This window comes from Kitasatospora mediocidica KCTC 9733, assembly GCF_000744225.1.
In the GTDB taxonomy this organism is placed as follows: Bacteria; Actinomycetota; Actinomycetes; order Streptomycetales; family Streptomycetaceae; genus Kitasatospora; species Kitasatospora mediocidica.
Genome location: NZ_JQLN01000004.1, coordinates 1,297,052 through 1,312,561 on the forward strand (window position 1 = coordinate 1,297,052; position 15,510 = coordinate 1,312,561).

Sequence of the window (15,510 nt, forward strand, 5' to 3'; positions counted from 1 at the left end):
CCGCACGACCCTAGCCCACGCCCCGCACACCTCCCGCTCTGCGCGTCGCGGTGCGCCCACGGCGGCCGGGGTGTAGTCAGGAGAGGTGCCCGAGCGGCAACGATCCGAGAGGACCCACCAGCCCCGGCGACCGGCCGGGGCGCTGGTGCTGCTGCCGCTCGCGCTGATCGCGGTGATCACGGTCGCCGACGTCCTCTCCCCGCCGGACATCCATCTCGGCCCGCTGCTCGTGGTGGCCCCCGCGATCACGGCAGCGTTCGCCGGCACCCGGCTCACCGCGCTGATCAGCGTGCTGGCCGTGGCGGCACTGACCGTGATCGGGGTGATGCGCGACGGGCTGACGACGGCCAACCACCTGACCCAGATCGCCGCGCTGATCGTGGTCTCGGCCCTGGTGGTGGTCTTCTGCGCGGTGCGCGGCCGGCACGCCCGTGAGCTGGTGCAGGTGCGCTCGGTCTCGGAGGCGGCGCAGCGCGTCCTGCTGCGACCGCTGCCCGCGCGGGTCGCCGGGCTGCGGATCGCCTCCGTCTACCTGGCCGCCGAGGCCGAGGCGCAGATCGGCGGCGACCTGTACGCGGCCACCCGGACGGCCACCAGCACCCGGCTGCTGGTCGGCGACGTCCGCGGCAAGGGCCTGCCCTCGCTCAGTGACGCCGCGCTGCTGCTCGGCGCGTTCCGGGCGGCCGCACATCTGCAGACCGGCCTGCCGGAGCTGGCCGCCCACCTGGACGCCAGCGTCAGCTGGGACAGCGCGGAGACCGAGTCGTTCATCACCGCGGTGCTGCTCGACATCCCGGACGACGGCGGCGAGATCCAGATCGTCAACTGCGGCCACCCCTCACCGCTGCTGCTGCGCGACGGCCGGGTGCGGGCGCTGGACCCGAGCCGGCCCGCGCCGCCGCTGGGCCTGGGCGCGCTGGCGGCCGTCCCGTACCAGCCGGACGCCTTCGGTTTCGAGCCGGGCGACCGGCTGCTGATCTACACCGACGGCGTGATCGAGGCCCGCGACAGCACGCGCGCCTTCTACCCGCTCACCGAGCGGATCACCGCCTGGGACGGCGAGCAGCCGGCCGTCCTCCTCGATCACCTCCGCACGGACCTGCTGGCCCACGCGGGCGGCCACCTCGGCGACGACGCCGCGATAGTCGCCGTCGAACGCCTGCCGGGCGCTTAGGTTCTGTCTCAGGATCCGCCCGGCGTTCCCGTGTCGACGGGCGTGGGCACAGGGGTGGGCGTGGGCACAGGGGTGGGCGTGGGGGTGGGCGTGGGGGTGGGCACGGAGCCGGAGGCGGCCGACCCGATCTCCCCCGGCTCCGGCGGGGCGTTGGACGTCGCCGGGGCCTTCGGTGCCACCGGGAACTGCGTGTCGGGCGCCCGCAGCTCACCGTGCACGGCCAGAAGTACGGTGCCGACGCTGGCGATTGTGCACACCAACCAGATCAGCGGATAGCGCCAGACCGGTTTCATGGGGCCATCCTGACGCATCGGCTACCGTGTGCCTCATGGCGTCCGTCCTCGTCGTCGAAGACGATCCGATCATCCGCACATCGCTGATACAGAGCCTGAGCACCTGCGGGCATCTGGTGCGCAGCGCACCCGACGGTTTCGGTGCGCTGCGCGAGATCACCCAGTCCCCACCGGACGCGGTGGTGCTGGATCTGGGGCTGCCCGACATCGACGGCGCCGACGCGCTGCGCATGATCCGCGGGCTGTCCAGAGTCCCGGTGCTGGTCGCGACCGCCCGGGACGACGACCTGGAGATCATCAGGCTGCTCAACGCGGGCGCCGACGACTACCTGGTCAAGCCCTTCTCCGGCGGGCAGCTGGCGGCGCGGCTGGAGGCCGTCCTGCGCCGCTGCCTGCCGGCGGCTGCCGGTGCGCCGCAGGCGCAGGGCGGCGGCGGGGGCCTGCCCGGCAGCGGCGGCAGCTCCCCGATGGTGATCGGGGAGCTGCGGATCGACCCGCTGGCGCGGGTGGTCCAGCTGGCCGGACAGGACGTGCAGCTCACCCGTCGGGAGTTCGACCTGCTGGCGTTCCTGGCCGAGCACACCGGGCAGGTGGTCTCCCGGCAGCGCATCCTCAGTGAGGTGTGGCGCCGGGCCTACCTGGACGAACAGACGGTCGACGTCCACCTGTCCTGCCTGCGGCGCAAGTTGGGTGAGAACGCGGCGCAGCCGCGGTTCCTGCACACCGTCCGGGGCGTCGGCGTCAAGCTCGTCTGCCCTGCGTGAGAGGGCTGTTGGCCAGGGTCGCCCTGGCGGTGACCTCCACGGCCGTGCTGTCCTTCCTGATCCCGCTCGCGCTGCTGACGCAGACCCACCTGCGCAGCCAGGTGGTCGCCCGGGCGCAGCAACGAGCCGCCGCCCTGGCACCCGTGCTGGCCGTCTCGGGCCCCTCCGCCGAACCCGACGGGCCGGACGACCCCGAGGCCCCCGACGCGCTGGACCAGGTCGCGGCCCGGGCCGGGGCGCCGGGGCAACTGTCCGTGCACCTCCCCGACGGGAGCGTGGTCGGCACCAGCCACGCCCCGTCGAACCGGCTGCTGGGCGCCGTCCAGGGGCGCGAGACGGCCGGGTACGACGTGCCCGGCGGCTGGGACTACCTGCAACCGGTGGTGCTGGCCGACGCGCGGGTCGCGGTGGTCGAGGTGTTCGTCCCGTCGGCCGAGCTGTCCCGGGGCCTGACCACCTACTGGACGGCGCTGGGCGCGCTGGGCGCCGCCCTGGTACTGGCATCGGTGCTGCTGGCCGAGCGGTTGGGCGCCCGGATCGCCCGCTCGCTGCGCGGTGTCTCCGAGGCCTCGGACGCGCTGGGCGGCGGCGACCTCGACGTCCGGGTGGACCCGGCCGGCGCCCGGGAGGTGCGCGCGGCGGGGCTGGCCTTCAACGCGATGGCCGACCGGATCAGCGCCCTCCTCGCGAACGAGCGCGAGCTGATCGCCGACATGTCGCACCGGCTCCGGACCCCGCTGACGGCGCTGTACCTGGCCAGCGAGCAGGTCGGGCCGGTGCCGGGGGCGGAGCGGGTGTCCGCGGCGATCCACCAGATGGAGTCCGAGCTGGACTCCGTCATCCGGGCCGCCCGCGCCCCCCTGCCCACCAACCGGCCGGGAGGGGACGGCGGTTCCGGCTCGCGTGCGGGCGGTGCCGCGGGTGCGGGTGGCGCTGTCGGTACGGGTGTCGGTACGGGTGTGGGTGCGCCCGGGGTGGCCGCGCGGACCGTCGGGCGGCGGGCCGGGGCAGGCTGCGAGGTGTCCGAGGTCGCGCGGCACCGGGTCGGCTTCTGGTCGGTGCTGGCGACCCAGCAGAACCGCCGCTGCTCCTTCGCCGCCACCGACGAGCCGACGCCCGTCGCACTGCCGCCGGACGACCTGGCGGTGGTCGTCGACGCGCTGGTCGGCAATGTCTTCCGGCACACCCCGCGCGGGGCGCCGTTCGAGGTGAGCGTCCAACGGACCGCGCAGAGCGTCGTCCTGGTGGTCGAGGACGGCGGCGAGGGCATCGAGGACCCGGACAGCGTGCTGGCGCGCGGCGTCAGCGACGGCGGGTCCACCGGCCTCGGCCTGGACATCGTCCGGCGCACCGCCACCTCGACCCGCGGCGCCCTGCGGATCACGCCCAGCGCGCTGGGCGGCACCCGGATGGAGGTGGAACTCGGCCTGGTCGTCGGGCCGCGCCGCCCGCTGCACGCGGCCTGGACCGAGCAGCGTCGCCGCCGCCGGGCCCGCAGCCGCTAGTGCCGCGTCAGGCACTAGGTCCATACCATCTGACCTGACGTTCCGTCAGCTTTGGCTGTGCCACGCCCGAAGCCCCACCTGAGCGGAACCTTAGGGCTTCGTTAGGTAGGGCCTGCGGCCGCATACCCGGTCGGTCACAGCTCATACGATCGGCCTTGCCGGCCCCGGACAGCCGAGGACCGGCGTGTGCTCGACCGGTGGCCGGCAGCCGACTGCCCTGCCGCGAGCAGACACGAGGCAAGGGATCCACCACCATGACTGCTGATGCGGCGTCTCGACTCACCTCCGCGCCGACACCCCAGCCGGGCAGCCCCATCCCGGGCTCCGCTCTGGACGCCTACACCAGACACCTGAGTTACGACTACGGAGTCCACCACCTGGCGCGGCTCACCGCGCTGATCGCCTACGTCCTCCTGGTGTCCGCACTGGTGCTCGGCACGATCCTGCGGATGCGGTACTTCCAGCGCATCGTCAACCGCCCCACGGTCTACGGCGCCCACATGACCGTGGCGCTCTCCGCCCTGATCTTCGGCGCGCTGCACGGCCTGACCTTCCTGTACCAGCCGGTCTGGGACATCGGCTCCCTCGACCTGATCGTCCCGTTCGCCGGGGGACTGCAACGCGTCCCGGTCGGACTCGGGGTGATGGGACTGGAGTTGGCGATCGCCGTCGGGTGCTCGGTCTGGCTGCAACGGCGGCTGGGCTACCGGCGCTGGCTGAGATTCCACCAACTCGGCTATCTGGCCTTCGCGCTGATCTGGCTGCACATCTTCACCGTCCACCCCGAGCCACGGCATTTCGACCTGGTCGCCGTGGGGGTCGCCGCAGGAGCGGGCGCCTGCCTGTTCGCCTTCGTGATCCGCGTGCTGCCCTCCCGGTCCCGACTCCTCAACTACCCAGGAAGCCAGGTGAGGTGAACCTGTGAACACCCAACTCCCGGTTCTCGCACCCGCACCCGCCCCCACTTCGCCGATCCGGCCCCAACTGGTCGCGGAACACGCCCCGCTGCGGGTCAGCGTCGACAACAACCGCTGCCACATCTACGGGATCTGCCAGCAGGAGGCGCCCGAGGTCTTCCGGATCTCCGAAGGGGGCTCGCTGCACTACACGGGGAACGTGCCCGCCCCGCTCGCGGCCCAGGCGCGCCAGGCCGCCCGCTGCTGCCCGATGCAGGCCATCGAGCTGCGCGGCGCCGGCGCCGGCCGCCCCCTTCCCGCCCGGCCCGCGCCCGCCGGGCCCTCTCCGGTCCGTCCGCTCCCCGGCCGTCCCGCGTCGGCCCGACGCCCCGGCCGGGCGAGCGTCGGCGATGGCGCCGGGAGTGCCGGCACCAGCGCGGACCGGATCGTGGTGGCCGGCGCCGGACTGGCCGGCCTCAGCGCGGCCGCCCGACTACGCGAGCGCGGCTTCGACGGGGAACTCGTGCTCGTCGGCGAGGAGTTGCACCGCCCGTACAGCCGGCCGCCGCTCTCCAAGCAGTTCCTGGCGGGTGAACTCGGCGGCGAGGACCTGTCCTTCCACGCCGAGGACGACACGCTCGACGCGCACTGGCTGCTCGGCTCGCATCTGGTCGGGCTGGACCCGGCCGCGAAGGCCGTCCTGCTGCGTGGCGGCGAACGCCTGCGCTACGACGGCCTGGTGATCGCCACCGGCGTCGACGCCAAGCGACTGCCCGAGACCCCGGTGATCAGCGACCGGATCCGGACGCTCCGCACGCTGGAGGACGCGGTCGCGATCCAGCAGGCCATGCACGCCGCCCGGTTCCACCACGTGCTGATCCTCGGCGGCGGCTTCGTCGGCTGCGAACTGGCCTGCACCGCACGGGAACACGGCATGGACGTCACCCTGGTCGCGCACGGCGCCCCGCTGCTGCGGCGGGTGCTCGGCAACCGGCTCGGCGAGGTGGTGGGACGCATCCAGCAACGGGCCGGCGTCGACGTCCGGCTGAACACCCGGATCACCGACTGGATCGACACCGGCGACGGGCTGCTCCTGCGCCTGGACGACGGTGAGTCGGTCGAGGTCGACCTCGTGGTCCTCGGACTGGGCGGACTGCCCCGGACGGACTGGCTGAGCGGCAGCGGACTGGACATCACCGACGGCGTCCGGTGCGCGCCCACCTGCCACGCGCTCAACCTCGCCGGCCGTCCGGTCCCCGGCATCGTGGCCGCGGGCGACGTGGCCAGCTGGCCCAACATCCGCTTCGACGCCGTCCCGCGCCGCGTCGAACACCTGATCCACGCCGTGGAGATGGGCCAACACGCCGCCGACTCGCTGCTGCACGGCCCGGTCGACGCCCAGCCGTTCGCGCCGGTACCGCGGTTCTGGTCCGAGCAGCACGGGATGCGCCTGCAGGCGGTCGGGATACCGGCGTTGGGCGAGCGGATGGAGATCGTCGAGGGCTCGCTACGCTCGGAGCGCTTCGTGGCCGCCTACCACCGCGACACCCCGCAGGGCGCCCAACTGGTCGCCGCCGTGGCCTTCGACATGCCGCGCGAACTCCTCGCCTACCGCGACCGGATCGGCCTCGTCCACCCGCACCTGCCGGCCACCCGCTTCTCGCACACCGCCCACACCGCCCACCCCCGGCCGCTCGGCCGCCGGAAGCACCGATGAGCCGCCGAGGGACGCGCCGACGTCGCAGCGCGCCCTCCCCGTACGGCGGCCCGGTGCGCCGGCTGCTCGCACTCCCCGCGGTCCTGCAGATCCGCTGGCTGTGCATCGTCGCCGTGATGGCCGTCGCGACAGCCGCCTACGCGGCGGTACTGCTGACCGCACCGCCGATGCCCCCCAGCCGGGCGCCGGTCGCCCGGATCGCCCCCTGACGCCCGCGCTCCTGACCCTCCCGCTCCTGACGCTCCCTCTCCCGGAGGTTCCCGATGCCCTTCCCCCGTCGTCCCCGTGGCCAACGCCGCTCCCGCCAGCGTCGCCGCCGGATCACCGTGCTGAGCCTGGCGGGTGGTGGCGTGCTGGTCGCCGCCTCGGCGCTGCTCAGCCTCTCCTTCGCCGCCACCACGCCGGCGGTGCCCGACCCGAACTGCTCGCTGCTCGTCCCCGCCGATCCGCTCAGTGCCCACGGCCTGTCCACCCCCTACCAGTTGACCGCCACCGACCCCGCCAAGGGCCCGTGTCACGAGAGCAACGTCAACCAGTCGGCCTTCGTGCAGGCCACCGTGATCGATCCGGCCACCGGCACGGTCTCCGTCTACAGCCCGCTGGTCACCGACCGGGGGCGCAGGCCCGCCGCCGCCCCCGTCGTCCCGACGCTGCCGGCCGGCGCGGTGGTGGGGCTGTGGTTCGGCTTCAACGGCGACGTGCTGACCCTCACGGGCGGCGGGCCCTGTGTCAACGGCACCCCCGGGCAACCGTTCGGCCAGTTCGCCTACTGCAACGCCCCGGCCTTCTTCACCGCGGCCAACTCGGCAGAGCAGGCGGGCAAGTTGACCGTCCCGCCGCTGGGCACCGGCCGCGACGGCCTGCCCTGCCAGACCACCCGCGACTTCGGCCTGGTGGACCAGGACCAGAGCGACAACGTCACCACCGAGTACCTGGCGACCGCCCGGGGCGCCACCGCCCAGAAGACCGCCGCCAACTCCGCCCGACTGCACGCCACTTCCCTGGTCAACGGCAGCGACAACCTGCTGCTCACGCAGTTCGTCGACCCCGCCCTCGGCTGCACCCCGTGGACCGCCCCCGACCTCGGCGACCCGGGCGCCCGGGGCACGTCGCTGGCCCTCAACGAGCTCCAGGCGGCGAAGTTCCAAGCCGATCCGGTGGCCCTGGTCCCGCTCAACGACCCGATGGTCCTCGACAACAACCACCGAAGCACCACCAAGACCAACCTCTACCGCGCCGGCGTCGACCAACCCCGCCTCAGCGCCGCCGCCAACGGCTCCGCCACCGCCTACTGCACCAGCCTCGCCACCCTCGGCGCCCGGCGGATCACCCTCGACCAGCCCTTCACCGCCACCGCCCCCTCCCCGACCGCCGGCCAATCCCTCCTCACCTTCCTCTCCCAACGCCTGGCCGCCTCCGTCACCAACCTCGCCTGCCCCGTCACCCGGTAACCACCCGCCGCCCGTCATGCGCCCGAACGCGCGGGCGGTCAGCCATCATCCGGACCCAGAAGTCGGCATCGCCGACTTCCCCCTACCAGCAAAACCCCCAGCTCGCAGCCCCGGCGACCGTGCCCTCGCCCGCCTTGACACCCCCTGGGGCCCGGCGTAGAGAGGGAGGATGCGCCAGGGTGTACCGGCTGCAGGCGGTACCGGGGCGACGCGTGGCGGGGTTGGCCCGGGCGGCGCGCGTCGTGGGTGGGGTGATCCCGACGACGCGGCGGCGCGGGACGTGTTGCTGGCGGCGGCGGTGCGCAAGGCGGTGGAGAACAGCGAGGCATACGGGTGCGTGGTGTACCTGCGCTCGCGGGACCGGCGGTCGTTGCTGCTCAGCACGGTCGCGGGGGTCCCGGTGTCGTTGCTGAGCGGGTTCCGGAGCCTGCCGGTGGGCGCGCGACTGCCCGTACCCGCCGCGTACCGGACCGGTCGCACGGTGTACCTGTCCGGCGCCGAGGAAACCATGCGGCGCTTCCCCCAGCTGCTGATGGGCCTGCCGTACGCCTTCGCGACGGTCTGCGTGCCGGTGACGGCGGGCGCGGAGCGGTACGGGGTGCTGTGCGCGTTCTGGCCGGGGTCGGCGCAGGGGGTCGCGCCGAGCGCGCGGCGGCACCTGCGGACCATCGCCAACCGGCTGGGCGCCTCGCTGGCCACGCTGGCGCCCAGGGCCGACCCCGTCGCGTCGGACGGCGGGACGGCGGTGGTCGAGCTGCCCGCCGCCGCCGGGCCGGCGATCACCGTCGGGCTCTTCGACTGGAACCTCGCCACCGACGCGTTCGTCGCCGACGAGTCGGCCCGGGCGCTGCTGGGACTGCCCGCCGGCGCGCCCGACACCGCCGACGCCGTGGCCGAGCGGCTGCACGCCGAGGACCTGCCGGAGTTCCTGGCCGCCGCCGACGAGGCCCGCACGCACGGCCGGCTGCTCGGGCTGCACCTGCGCGTGCTGGACGAGGACGGCCGGCAGCGGCCGGTCGAGCTGTGGGGGCAGCTGCCACACCCGCCCGGCCCCGGCCCGGGGGCGGCCGGCCGGCTGCTCGGCGTCGTCCTGGACACCCGGACGGGCGCGGCGGCGGCCGGCGCCGTCGAGCGGCTGCCGCACGCGGTCTTCTCGCTCGACCCGGACGGCTGGATCAGCTACGTCAACCACCGCACCGAGCTGCTCCTGGAGAGCTCCCGCGAGGACCTGCTCGGCCGGCACCCGTGGGAGGCACTGCCGTGGCTCTCCGACCCCACCTACGAGGACCGCTACCGGGCCGCGATGCTCTCCCAGCAGCCGACCTCGTTCCTGGCCTGCTGCCCGCCCGAACGCTGGCTGGCGTTCTCGCTCTACCCGGACGCGCACGGGGTGACCGGCACGGTGGCGCCCGCGGCCGCTCCCAACCGTCCTCCGCCCGACCGGGCGCCCCCGGACGCCCGGAGCACGGCGGAGCCCGCGCCCGCCAGCGTCGGGGCGATGTACCACCTGCTCCAGCTGGCCGGGCTGCTGACCCAGGCGGTGACCGTGCGCGAGGTCTGCGAGACCGTGGCCGACCAGATCCTGCCCGGCTTCGGCGGCCAGCAGCTGGCCATCTACGTGGTCCGCGACGGCCGGCTGCACCTCGCGCTGGAGACCGGCTACCCGGACGGCTTCCTGGACGACTTCGAGGGCACGCCGATGCGCGCCCGGCTGCCCGGAGTGGAGACGCTGAGCACCGGGGCGCCGATCTTCTTCGAATCCGTCAACGACCTCTCCAGCGCCTACCCGGGCATCCCGCTGGACGAGATGTCCGCCTGGGCCTTCCTGCCGCTGATCGCGTCCGGGCATCCGGTCGGCAGCTGCATCCTGGGCTTCGAGCAGCCCCGGCCGTTCACCACCGAGGAGCGCGGCGTGCTGACCGCGCTCAGCGGGCTGATCGCCCAGGCGCTGGAGCGCGCACGGCTGTTCGACACGGAGTTCGCGGTGGCCCGCGGCCTGCAGCACGCGCTGCTGCCGCACCGGCTGCCTGACGTCCCGGGCCTGGTCACCGCCGCCCGCTATCTGCCCGGGACGATCGGCATGGAGATCGGCGGCGACTGGTATGACGTGATCGTCACCGAGCAGGGGCTCTGCCTGGTGATCGGCGACGTCGAGGGGCACAGCGTGGCGGCGGCCGCGCTGATGGGACAACTGCGCAGTGCGGTAAGGGCGTTCGCCACCAGCGTGGGACGTCCTGAGGAGGTGCTGGCGCGCACCAACCGGCTGCTGGCGGACCTCGATCCGGGGCTGCTGGCCAGCTGCTGCCTGATCCGGCTGGACCCGGACGGCGAGCGGGCGTTGGCCGTCCGGGCCGGGCATCTGCCACCGCTGCTGCGCCACGCCGACGGCCGCACCGAGGTGCTGGACCTGCCCGGCGGGCCGCTGCTGGGCATCGACCCGGGGGCCGAGTACCCGGTCAGTGCGCTGCGGCTGCCGCCCGGCGCGGTGCTCGCGCTCTACACGGACGGGCTGGTGGAGGAGCCGGGGGTGGGGATCGACCTCGGCGTGGACCGGCTGCGGGTGGCCCTGGCGCATGCCGAGGCCGGGTCGCTGGAGGAGCTGGCCGACCGGCTGGTCGGCGACGCCCGCCGTTCCACGCACCGGGCGGACGACGTCGCCCTGCTGCTCACCGCCCGCACCGCCCGCACCACGAAGGAGTGCCGCCCAGGCAATTGACCGTACCGTTGGCGCATGGAGAGCATCGACACCACCGACTTCACCCCCGCGCAGCTGGCCCGCGGCCGAGCCCTGCGCCGCGCGCAGGTGCCGTGGATGCTCGGCGGCCGGGCCGCCGCCCTCGCACTCAGCCTGCTGCTCGGCCTGACCCCCGCCGGTGCGCACCTGGTGGGCCGGGCCGGCCGGGTCTTCGGCGGCTCGTGGGCGGCCGAGGTGCTCGCGGGAGCCGCCGCGCTCGTCCTGCTCGGCCAGCTGGTCGGGCTGCCGTTCGCGGCGCGGATGCGGTCGGTGCGGGCCGACTACGGCCTGGTGACCCAGGGCTGGGGTGGCTGGGCGGTGGACCTGCTGCGCGGCCTGGCGCTCACGCTGGCGCTGGCCCTGCCCGCCGCACTCGGGCTGTACGCGCTGACCGGCTGGTCCGCGCACCGTTGGTGGCTCCCGGCGGCGGGCGCGGCGGCGCTGCTGACGGTGGCCCTCTCGTTCCTCTTCCCGCTGGTCGTGGAGCCGCTGTTCAACCGCTTCAGCCCGATGCCGGAGGGCGAGCTGCGCACGGCGCTGATCGCTCTCGCCGACCGGGACGGGGTGCCGGTCCGGGACGTCCTGGTCGCCGACGCCTCGCGGCGCACCACCGCGCTCAACGCCTACGTCTCCGGCCTGGGCGCGACCCGCCGGGTGGTCGCGTACGACACCCTGATCAGCACGGCCGAGCCGCGCGAGGTGGAGTTGGTGGTCGCGCACGAGCTCGGCCACGTCAAGCACCGCGACGTGGCGGTCGGCACCGCGCTCGGCGCGGTCGGCGCGGCAGGCGCGGTCTGCCTGCTCGGGCTGCTGATGTCGCTCCGGCCCCTGCTGGACGCGGCCGGCGTCCCGGACGCGGCGGACCCGCGCTCGCTGCCGCTGCTGGCGGCCTGCGCGGCGCTGCTGGGCGCGCTGGCCGGTCCGCCGCAGAACGCGGCGAGCCGCCGGATCGAGGCCAGGGCCGACCGCCACGCGCTTGAACTCACCGGCGATCCCGACCAGTTCATCGCGATGCAGCGCCGGCTGGCGCTCACCAACATCGCCGACGTCAACCCGCCGCGGGCGCTGGAACTGCTCTTCGCCAGCCACCCCAGCACCGCCCGCCGGATCGCCGCCGCCCGCGCCTGGGCGGCGGCGGGAGGCTGACCGGGTGGCTGATGCTCAGGCGGCCGAGCCGCGGTTCGTCAGGCCGGTGACCGCCGTGCGGGCGATCTGCGAGAGCTTGGCCAGCTCGAAGGCGCTGTACGAACCCCCCGCGAGCAGCGAGAACTTCACGCCCTCGCGCCCGCCGGGACGCCGGTAGCCCGCCGGGACCCAGCGCTGGTAGTGCTCGGCGGCGCAGTGGAAGAACTGCGGACGGGCCGCGCGCGGCACGCAGCCGGCCAGGTCGAAGACGAACAGGTAATGCCGGACCATCCGGGTGAACAGGAAACTCCGGGCGGCCTCCGACTCGGCGTGTCCGTCGAGCAGTTCGAAGCTTCGCTCGTACTGGTCGAAGAGGTCGAACCGGCTGCTGCCGGGCGATCCGGCCGGGTGCAGCGTCTCGCGGCGGCGCAGCTGGACGAGCTCGCGGTCCAGCACCGCCAGCCGGCCGGCCGTCAGCATCGCGCGGTGCACCAACGGCACCTCCTCGTAGCACCCTTCGGGGAAGGCGAGGTCCTGCTCGGTCCAGAGCCGACGGCTGATCAGCCGGTCCCAGCAGAGCGCGGGGGCGCCCAGCAGCTCGGGGCGGTCGGGCAGGACGAACACCTCGGGGCCGGCCTGGGCCAGCAGCTCGGCGGCGGCGCCCGGCCAGATCCGTCCGGCGTGGACCCGGGTGTGACCGAAGAGCAGCACGTCCGGCACCCCGTCGCCGTCCGCCTCCAGCCGGCGCAGCCGGTCGGCCAGCGCCAGGAAGGCGCCGGGCTCCACCAGGTGGTCACTGTCGAGGAAGAGCAGGTGCCGGCCGGTGGCCCGGGCCGCCCCGGCGTTGCGGCTGCGCCCGATACCGACCACCGCGTTCAGCCGCAGCAGCGTCACCCGCGGGTCGGCCGCGACCGCCGGCAGCTCGTCCGGGCACTGCGGCGAGGGGTCGGTCACCACCAGGACCTCGAAGGCGCCGAAGGACTGGTCGAGGATCGATTCCAGGCAGCTCGACAGCTGACCTTGCTGGTCATGGGCAGGGAGGACGACGCTGATCAGGGGTTCCGGCATGAGGCTCGAAGGTAAGCGGCTGTCAGGGACCCGGCAAGGCGGGAAGAGTGACATAACGGTCAATCAGCCTGAATCGCCCCAGGTCCGCACGGGATCCTCACTCCCCGGGCGACGGACGACCACACCCTGAAAACCTGGTGACGGAACCTGCCGGCACCGGTCGGCCGAGGCCCGTGAGCGGCACGTCAGACTGGGCCCATGACGAAGCAGGGGCTGGACGAGGACGGCTGGATCGCACGGGAGGGCTCGCTGAGCCGGGTGCCGCGGGACTTCGCGGCGGTGGTCGATGCCGCGCGGGGCACGATCGCCGAGACCTTCGCGCCCGAGCGGCTGCACAGTGCCTACCTCTACGGCAGCATCCCGCGCGGCACCGCCACCCCCGGGGTGTCCGACCTCGACCTGCTACTGGCCCTGCGCACCACCCCCACCGCCGCCGACCGCGCGGACGCCGACGCACTGGCCGACGCACTCGACGGCGGCTTCGCGCAGATCGACGGCGTCGGCATCCTGCTGTTCGGCACCGACACGCTGCTGAGCGAGCTGGAACGCCACGATCTGGGCTGGTTCCTCGCCTGCCTGTGCACCCCCCTGCTCGGCGACGACCTGGCCGAGCAGCTGCCCCGCTACCGCCCGACCTCGCTGCTCGCCCGCGAGACCAACGGGGACCTGGCCCTGGCGCTCCCCGGCTGGCACGAACGCGCCGCCGGGTGCGCCGGGCCGGGAGCCGAGGCCGAGAGCGCGCGGCGGCGGCTCAGCCGGGCGGCCGCCCGGCGGATCGTCAGGACGGGTTTCACCCTGGTGATGCCGCGCTGGAACGGCTGGACCAGCGATCTCACCGAGTCCGCCGAGGTGTTCGCCCGCTACTACCCCGAGCAGGCCGACCGGATGCGCGCGGCCGCGCTGGCGGCCCGCACGCCGACCGCGGACCGGGCCGTCCTCGACCTGCTGGTCGACGACCTCGGTCCGTGGCTGGCGGCCGAGTACACGCGGGTCCACGGCACCAAGGCGCCGCGGACCCCGCCCGCCGGCTGAGCCCGCCGGATCAGCCGAAGTAGCTCAGGAAGTTCTTGGAGAACTCCTGTCCGCCGTACTGGTCCCAGTTGACCGACCAGGTCATCAGGCCGCGCAGGTTCGGCTGCTTCCCGCTACGCGGCACGTAGGTGCCGCAGTTGACCGCCTTGGTGAGGCAGTCCAACGCCGTGTCGACGTCCGCCGGGGTGACGTACCCGTTGCCCGCATAGGAGTTGGCGGGCATGCCGATCGCCACCTGGGAGGGCGCGAGGGCGGGGAACATGTTGGCCGTGTTGCCCGCCACCGGGAACCCGGTCAGCAGCATGTCGGTCATCGCGACGTGGAAGTCGGCGCCGCCCATCGAGTGGTACTGGTTGTCCAGGCCCATGATGGAACCGGAGTTGTAGTCCTGCACGGTGAGCAGGGTCAGGTCGTTGCGCAGCGCGTAGATCACCGGGAGGTAGGCACCCGCGCGTGGGTCCTGACCGCCCCACGGACCGGATCCGTAGTACTGGTAGCCGAGTTGGACGAAGAACGTCTCCGGGGCCATGGTCAGCACGAAGTTCTGGCCGTACTTGGCCTTGAGGGAGTGCAGGGCCGAGATCAGGTTGACGATCGTCGGCGTGGTCGGGTTCTTGAAGTCGGTGTCACCGGTGTTCAGCGAGAGCGACTGGTCCTCGAAGTCGACGTCCAGGCCGTCCAGTCCCCACTTGTCGATGATCGCCGAGACCGAGCTGACGAAGGTGTCCCGGGCGGCCGTGGTGGTGAGTTGGACCTCGCCGTTCTGCCCGCCGATCGAGAGCAGCACCTTCTTGCCCGCGGCCTGCTTGGCGGCGATGGCGGCCTTGAAGTCGGCGTCGGACTCGGCGGTCGGGCAGTCGGTGACCGAGCAGCGATTGAACTGGATGTTGCCGGAGGTGACGGAGGTGGGCTCACCGAAGGCGAGGTCGATGACGTCCCAGGAGGCCGGGACGTCGGCGAGCTTCAGGTAGCCGGCGCCGTTGGCGAAGCTCTCGTGCAGGTAGCCGACCAGGGCGTGGGCGGGCAGCCCGCCACCGGGCGGGGTGGGCGTGGTCGTCGGAGTGGGCGTGGGGGTGGGGGTGGGAGTCGGCGTGGGGGTCGGCGTCGGCGTCGGCGTGGGCGTCGGGGTGGGCGTCGGGGACGGGCTCGGCGTGCCCGGGCCGGCGAGGGAGAGGTCGTCCGCGTAGTACGTGCCCTGCCCGTACCAGCCGTGCACGTACACCGACGCGCTGGTCTGGCTCGCCCCGGTGGTGAAGGAGACCGAGAGCGGCTGGTACGCCCCGCCGGTGCTCGGCGTCCAAGTGCTGGCGGTGGTGCTCCCGCCGACGCCGAGGTAGACGTAGGCGCCGTTCACGAAGGCGCTGAGCGTGTACGTGGTGTTCGGCGTGACCGTGACGCTCTGCGAGCACTGCGCGTCGTCGCCGGCCGTCGCGGCCCCGGCGAGGGCGTAGGTCCCGCTGTGGGCATGGCCGGTGACGACGCTTCCGGTACTGCCGCTGCAACTCCAGGGGGCGAGAGCACCGCTCTCGAACCCGCCGTTGCCGAGGAACTCGCCGGCCAGCGCCGGCGGTGCCAGACCGACGGTGAGGCCGACCGCGCCCGCGGTGGCGAGCGTCCACGCCGCACCCGCGGCGACCAGGCGGCGACGGCGCGGATGCGCGCAGGGTGAAGCGACTCTTCGGAGACTGTGCATGTGGGGGATGCTCCTGCCTCGACATGGGACTGAGGTGACGCGTGGGGGGAGAGTCCGT

Annotated in this window: 13 protein-coding genes; 11 read left to right on the forward strand and 2 right to left on the reverse strand. The window is 73.8% G+C overall.

Going from position 1 to position 15,510, the window contains the following annotated elements; all coding sequences use genetic code 11:
• The first annotated feature begins 85 nt into the window (after positions 1-85).
• The 10 genes from BS80_RS13235 (at position 86) to BS80_RS13275 (ending at position 11,680) form a co-directional block, all read left to right on the forward strand.
• On the forward strand, positions 86-1,174 hold the full coding sequence (locus BS80_RS13235) for a PP2C family protein-serine/threonine phosphatase (RefSeq protein WP_035796701.1): 1,089 nt from the start codon (positions 86-88) through the stop codon (positions 1,172-1,174).
• Between the two features lie 60 nt (positions 1,175-1,234).
• Complete coding sequence (locus BS80_RS40745; protein WP_157536229.1) at positions 1,235-1,450, forward strand: hypothetical protein; 216 nt, start codon at positions 1,235-1,237, stop codon at positions 1,448-1,450.
• Between the two features lie 52 nt (positions 1,451-1,502).
• Positions 1,503-2,231 (forward strand): response regulator transcription factor, encoded by a 729-nt coding sequence (locus BS80_RS13245; RefSeq protein ID WP_035796706.1) that lies wholly within the window; start codon positions 1,503-1,505, stop codon positions 2,229-2,231.
• The gene (locus BS80_RS13250; protein ID WP_083974580.1) at positions 2,228-3,736 is read left to right on the forward strand and encodes a HAMP domain-containing sensor histidine kinase; all 1,509 of its coding nucleotides are present in this window, start codon (positions 2,228-2,230) and stop codon (positions 3,734-3,736) included. The genes BS80_RS13245 and BS80_RS13250 overlap by 4 nt, the downstream gene beginning before the upstream one ends.
• Positions 3,737-3,990: 254 nt before the next feature.
• Positions 3,991-4,653, forward strand: a complete 663-nt coding sequence (locus BS80_RS37695; RefSeq protein WP_051966530.1) for a ferric reductase-like transmembrane domain-containing protein — start codon at positions 3,991-3,993, stop codon at positions 4,651-4,653.
• Between the two features lie 4 nt (positions 4,654-4,657).
• On the forward strand, positions 4,658-6,349 hold the full coding sequence (locus tag BS80_RS37700) for an FAD-dependent oxidoreductase (protein ID WP_051966531.1): 1,692 nt from the start codon (positions 4,658-4,660) through the stop codon (positions 6,347-6,349).
• Entirely contained in the window at positions 6,346-6,558 is a 213-nt protein-coding gene (locus BS80_RS40750; protein ID WP_157536230.1) for a hypothetical protein, read from the forward strand. Before BS80_RS37700 ends, BS80_RS40750 begins: the two co-directional genes overlap by 4 nt.
• A 54-nt stretch (positions 6,559-6,612) precedes the next feature.
• Positions 6,613-7,800 carry a hypothetical protein gene (locus BS80_RS13265; protein ID WP_198045507.1) on the forward strand — a complete coding sequence of 396 codons (1,188 nt, stop codon included), beginning with the start codon at positions 6,613-6,615 and terminating at the stop codon, positions 7,798-7,800.
• Positions 7,801-7,969: 169 nt separating this feature from the next.
• Positions 7,970-10,516, forward strand: coding sequence for a SpoIIE family protein phosphatase (locus BS80_RS13270; RefSeq protein ID WP_083974581.1), 2,547 nt, complete (start codon positions 7,970-7,972; stop codon positions 10,514-10,516).
• 15 nt (positions 10,517-10,531) lie between these two features.
• Positions 10,532-11,680, forward strand: a complete 1,149-nt coding sequence (locus BS80_RS13275) for a M48 family metalloprotease (RefSeq protein WP_035796709.1) — start codon at positions 10,532-10,534, stop codon at positions 11,678-11,680.
• Positions 11,681-11,695: 15 nt separating this feature from the next.
• On the opposite strand, the gene BS80_RS13280 is transcribed toward BS80_RS13275, so the two are convergent.
• Entirely contained in the window at positions 11,696-12,727 is a 1,032-nt protein-coding gene (locus BS80_RS13280) for a glycosyltransferase family 2 protein (protein WP_051966533.1), read from the reverse strand.
• Positions 12,728-12,925: 198 nt separating this feature from the next.
• Between BS80_RS13280 and BS80_RS13285 the strand changes: the two genes are divergently transcribed.
• A complete protein-coding gene (locus BS80_RS13285) occupies positions 12,926-13,759 on the forward strand; it encodes a nucleotidyltransferase domain-containing protein (RefSeq protein WP_035796712.1) in 834 nt (277 codons plus the stop codon).
• A gap of 10 nt (positions 13,760-13,769) precedes the next feature.
• Here the strand turns inward: BS80_RS13285 and BS80_RS13290 are convergent, their stop codons facing one another.
• Positions 13,770-15,452 (reverse strand): chitinase, encoded by a 1,683-nt coding sequence (locus BS80_RS13290; RefSeq protein ID WP_051966534.1) that lies wholly within the window; start codon positions 15,450-15,452, stop codon positions 13,770-13,772.
• Positions 15,453-15,510: the final 58 nt, after the last annotated feature.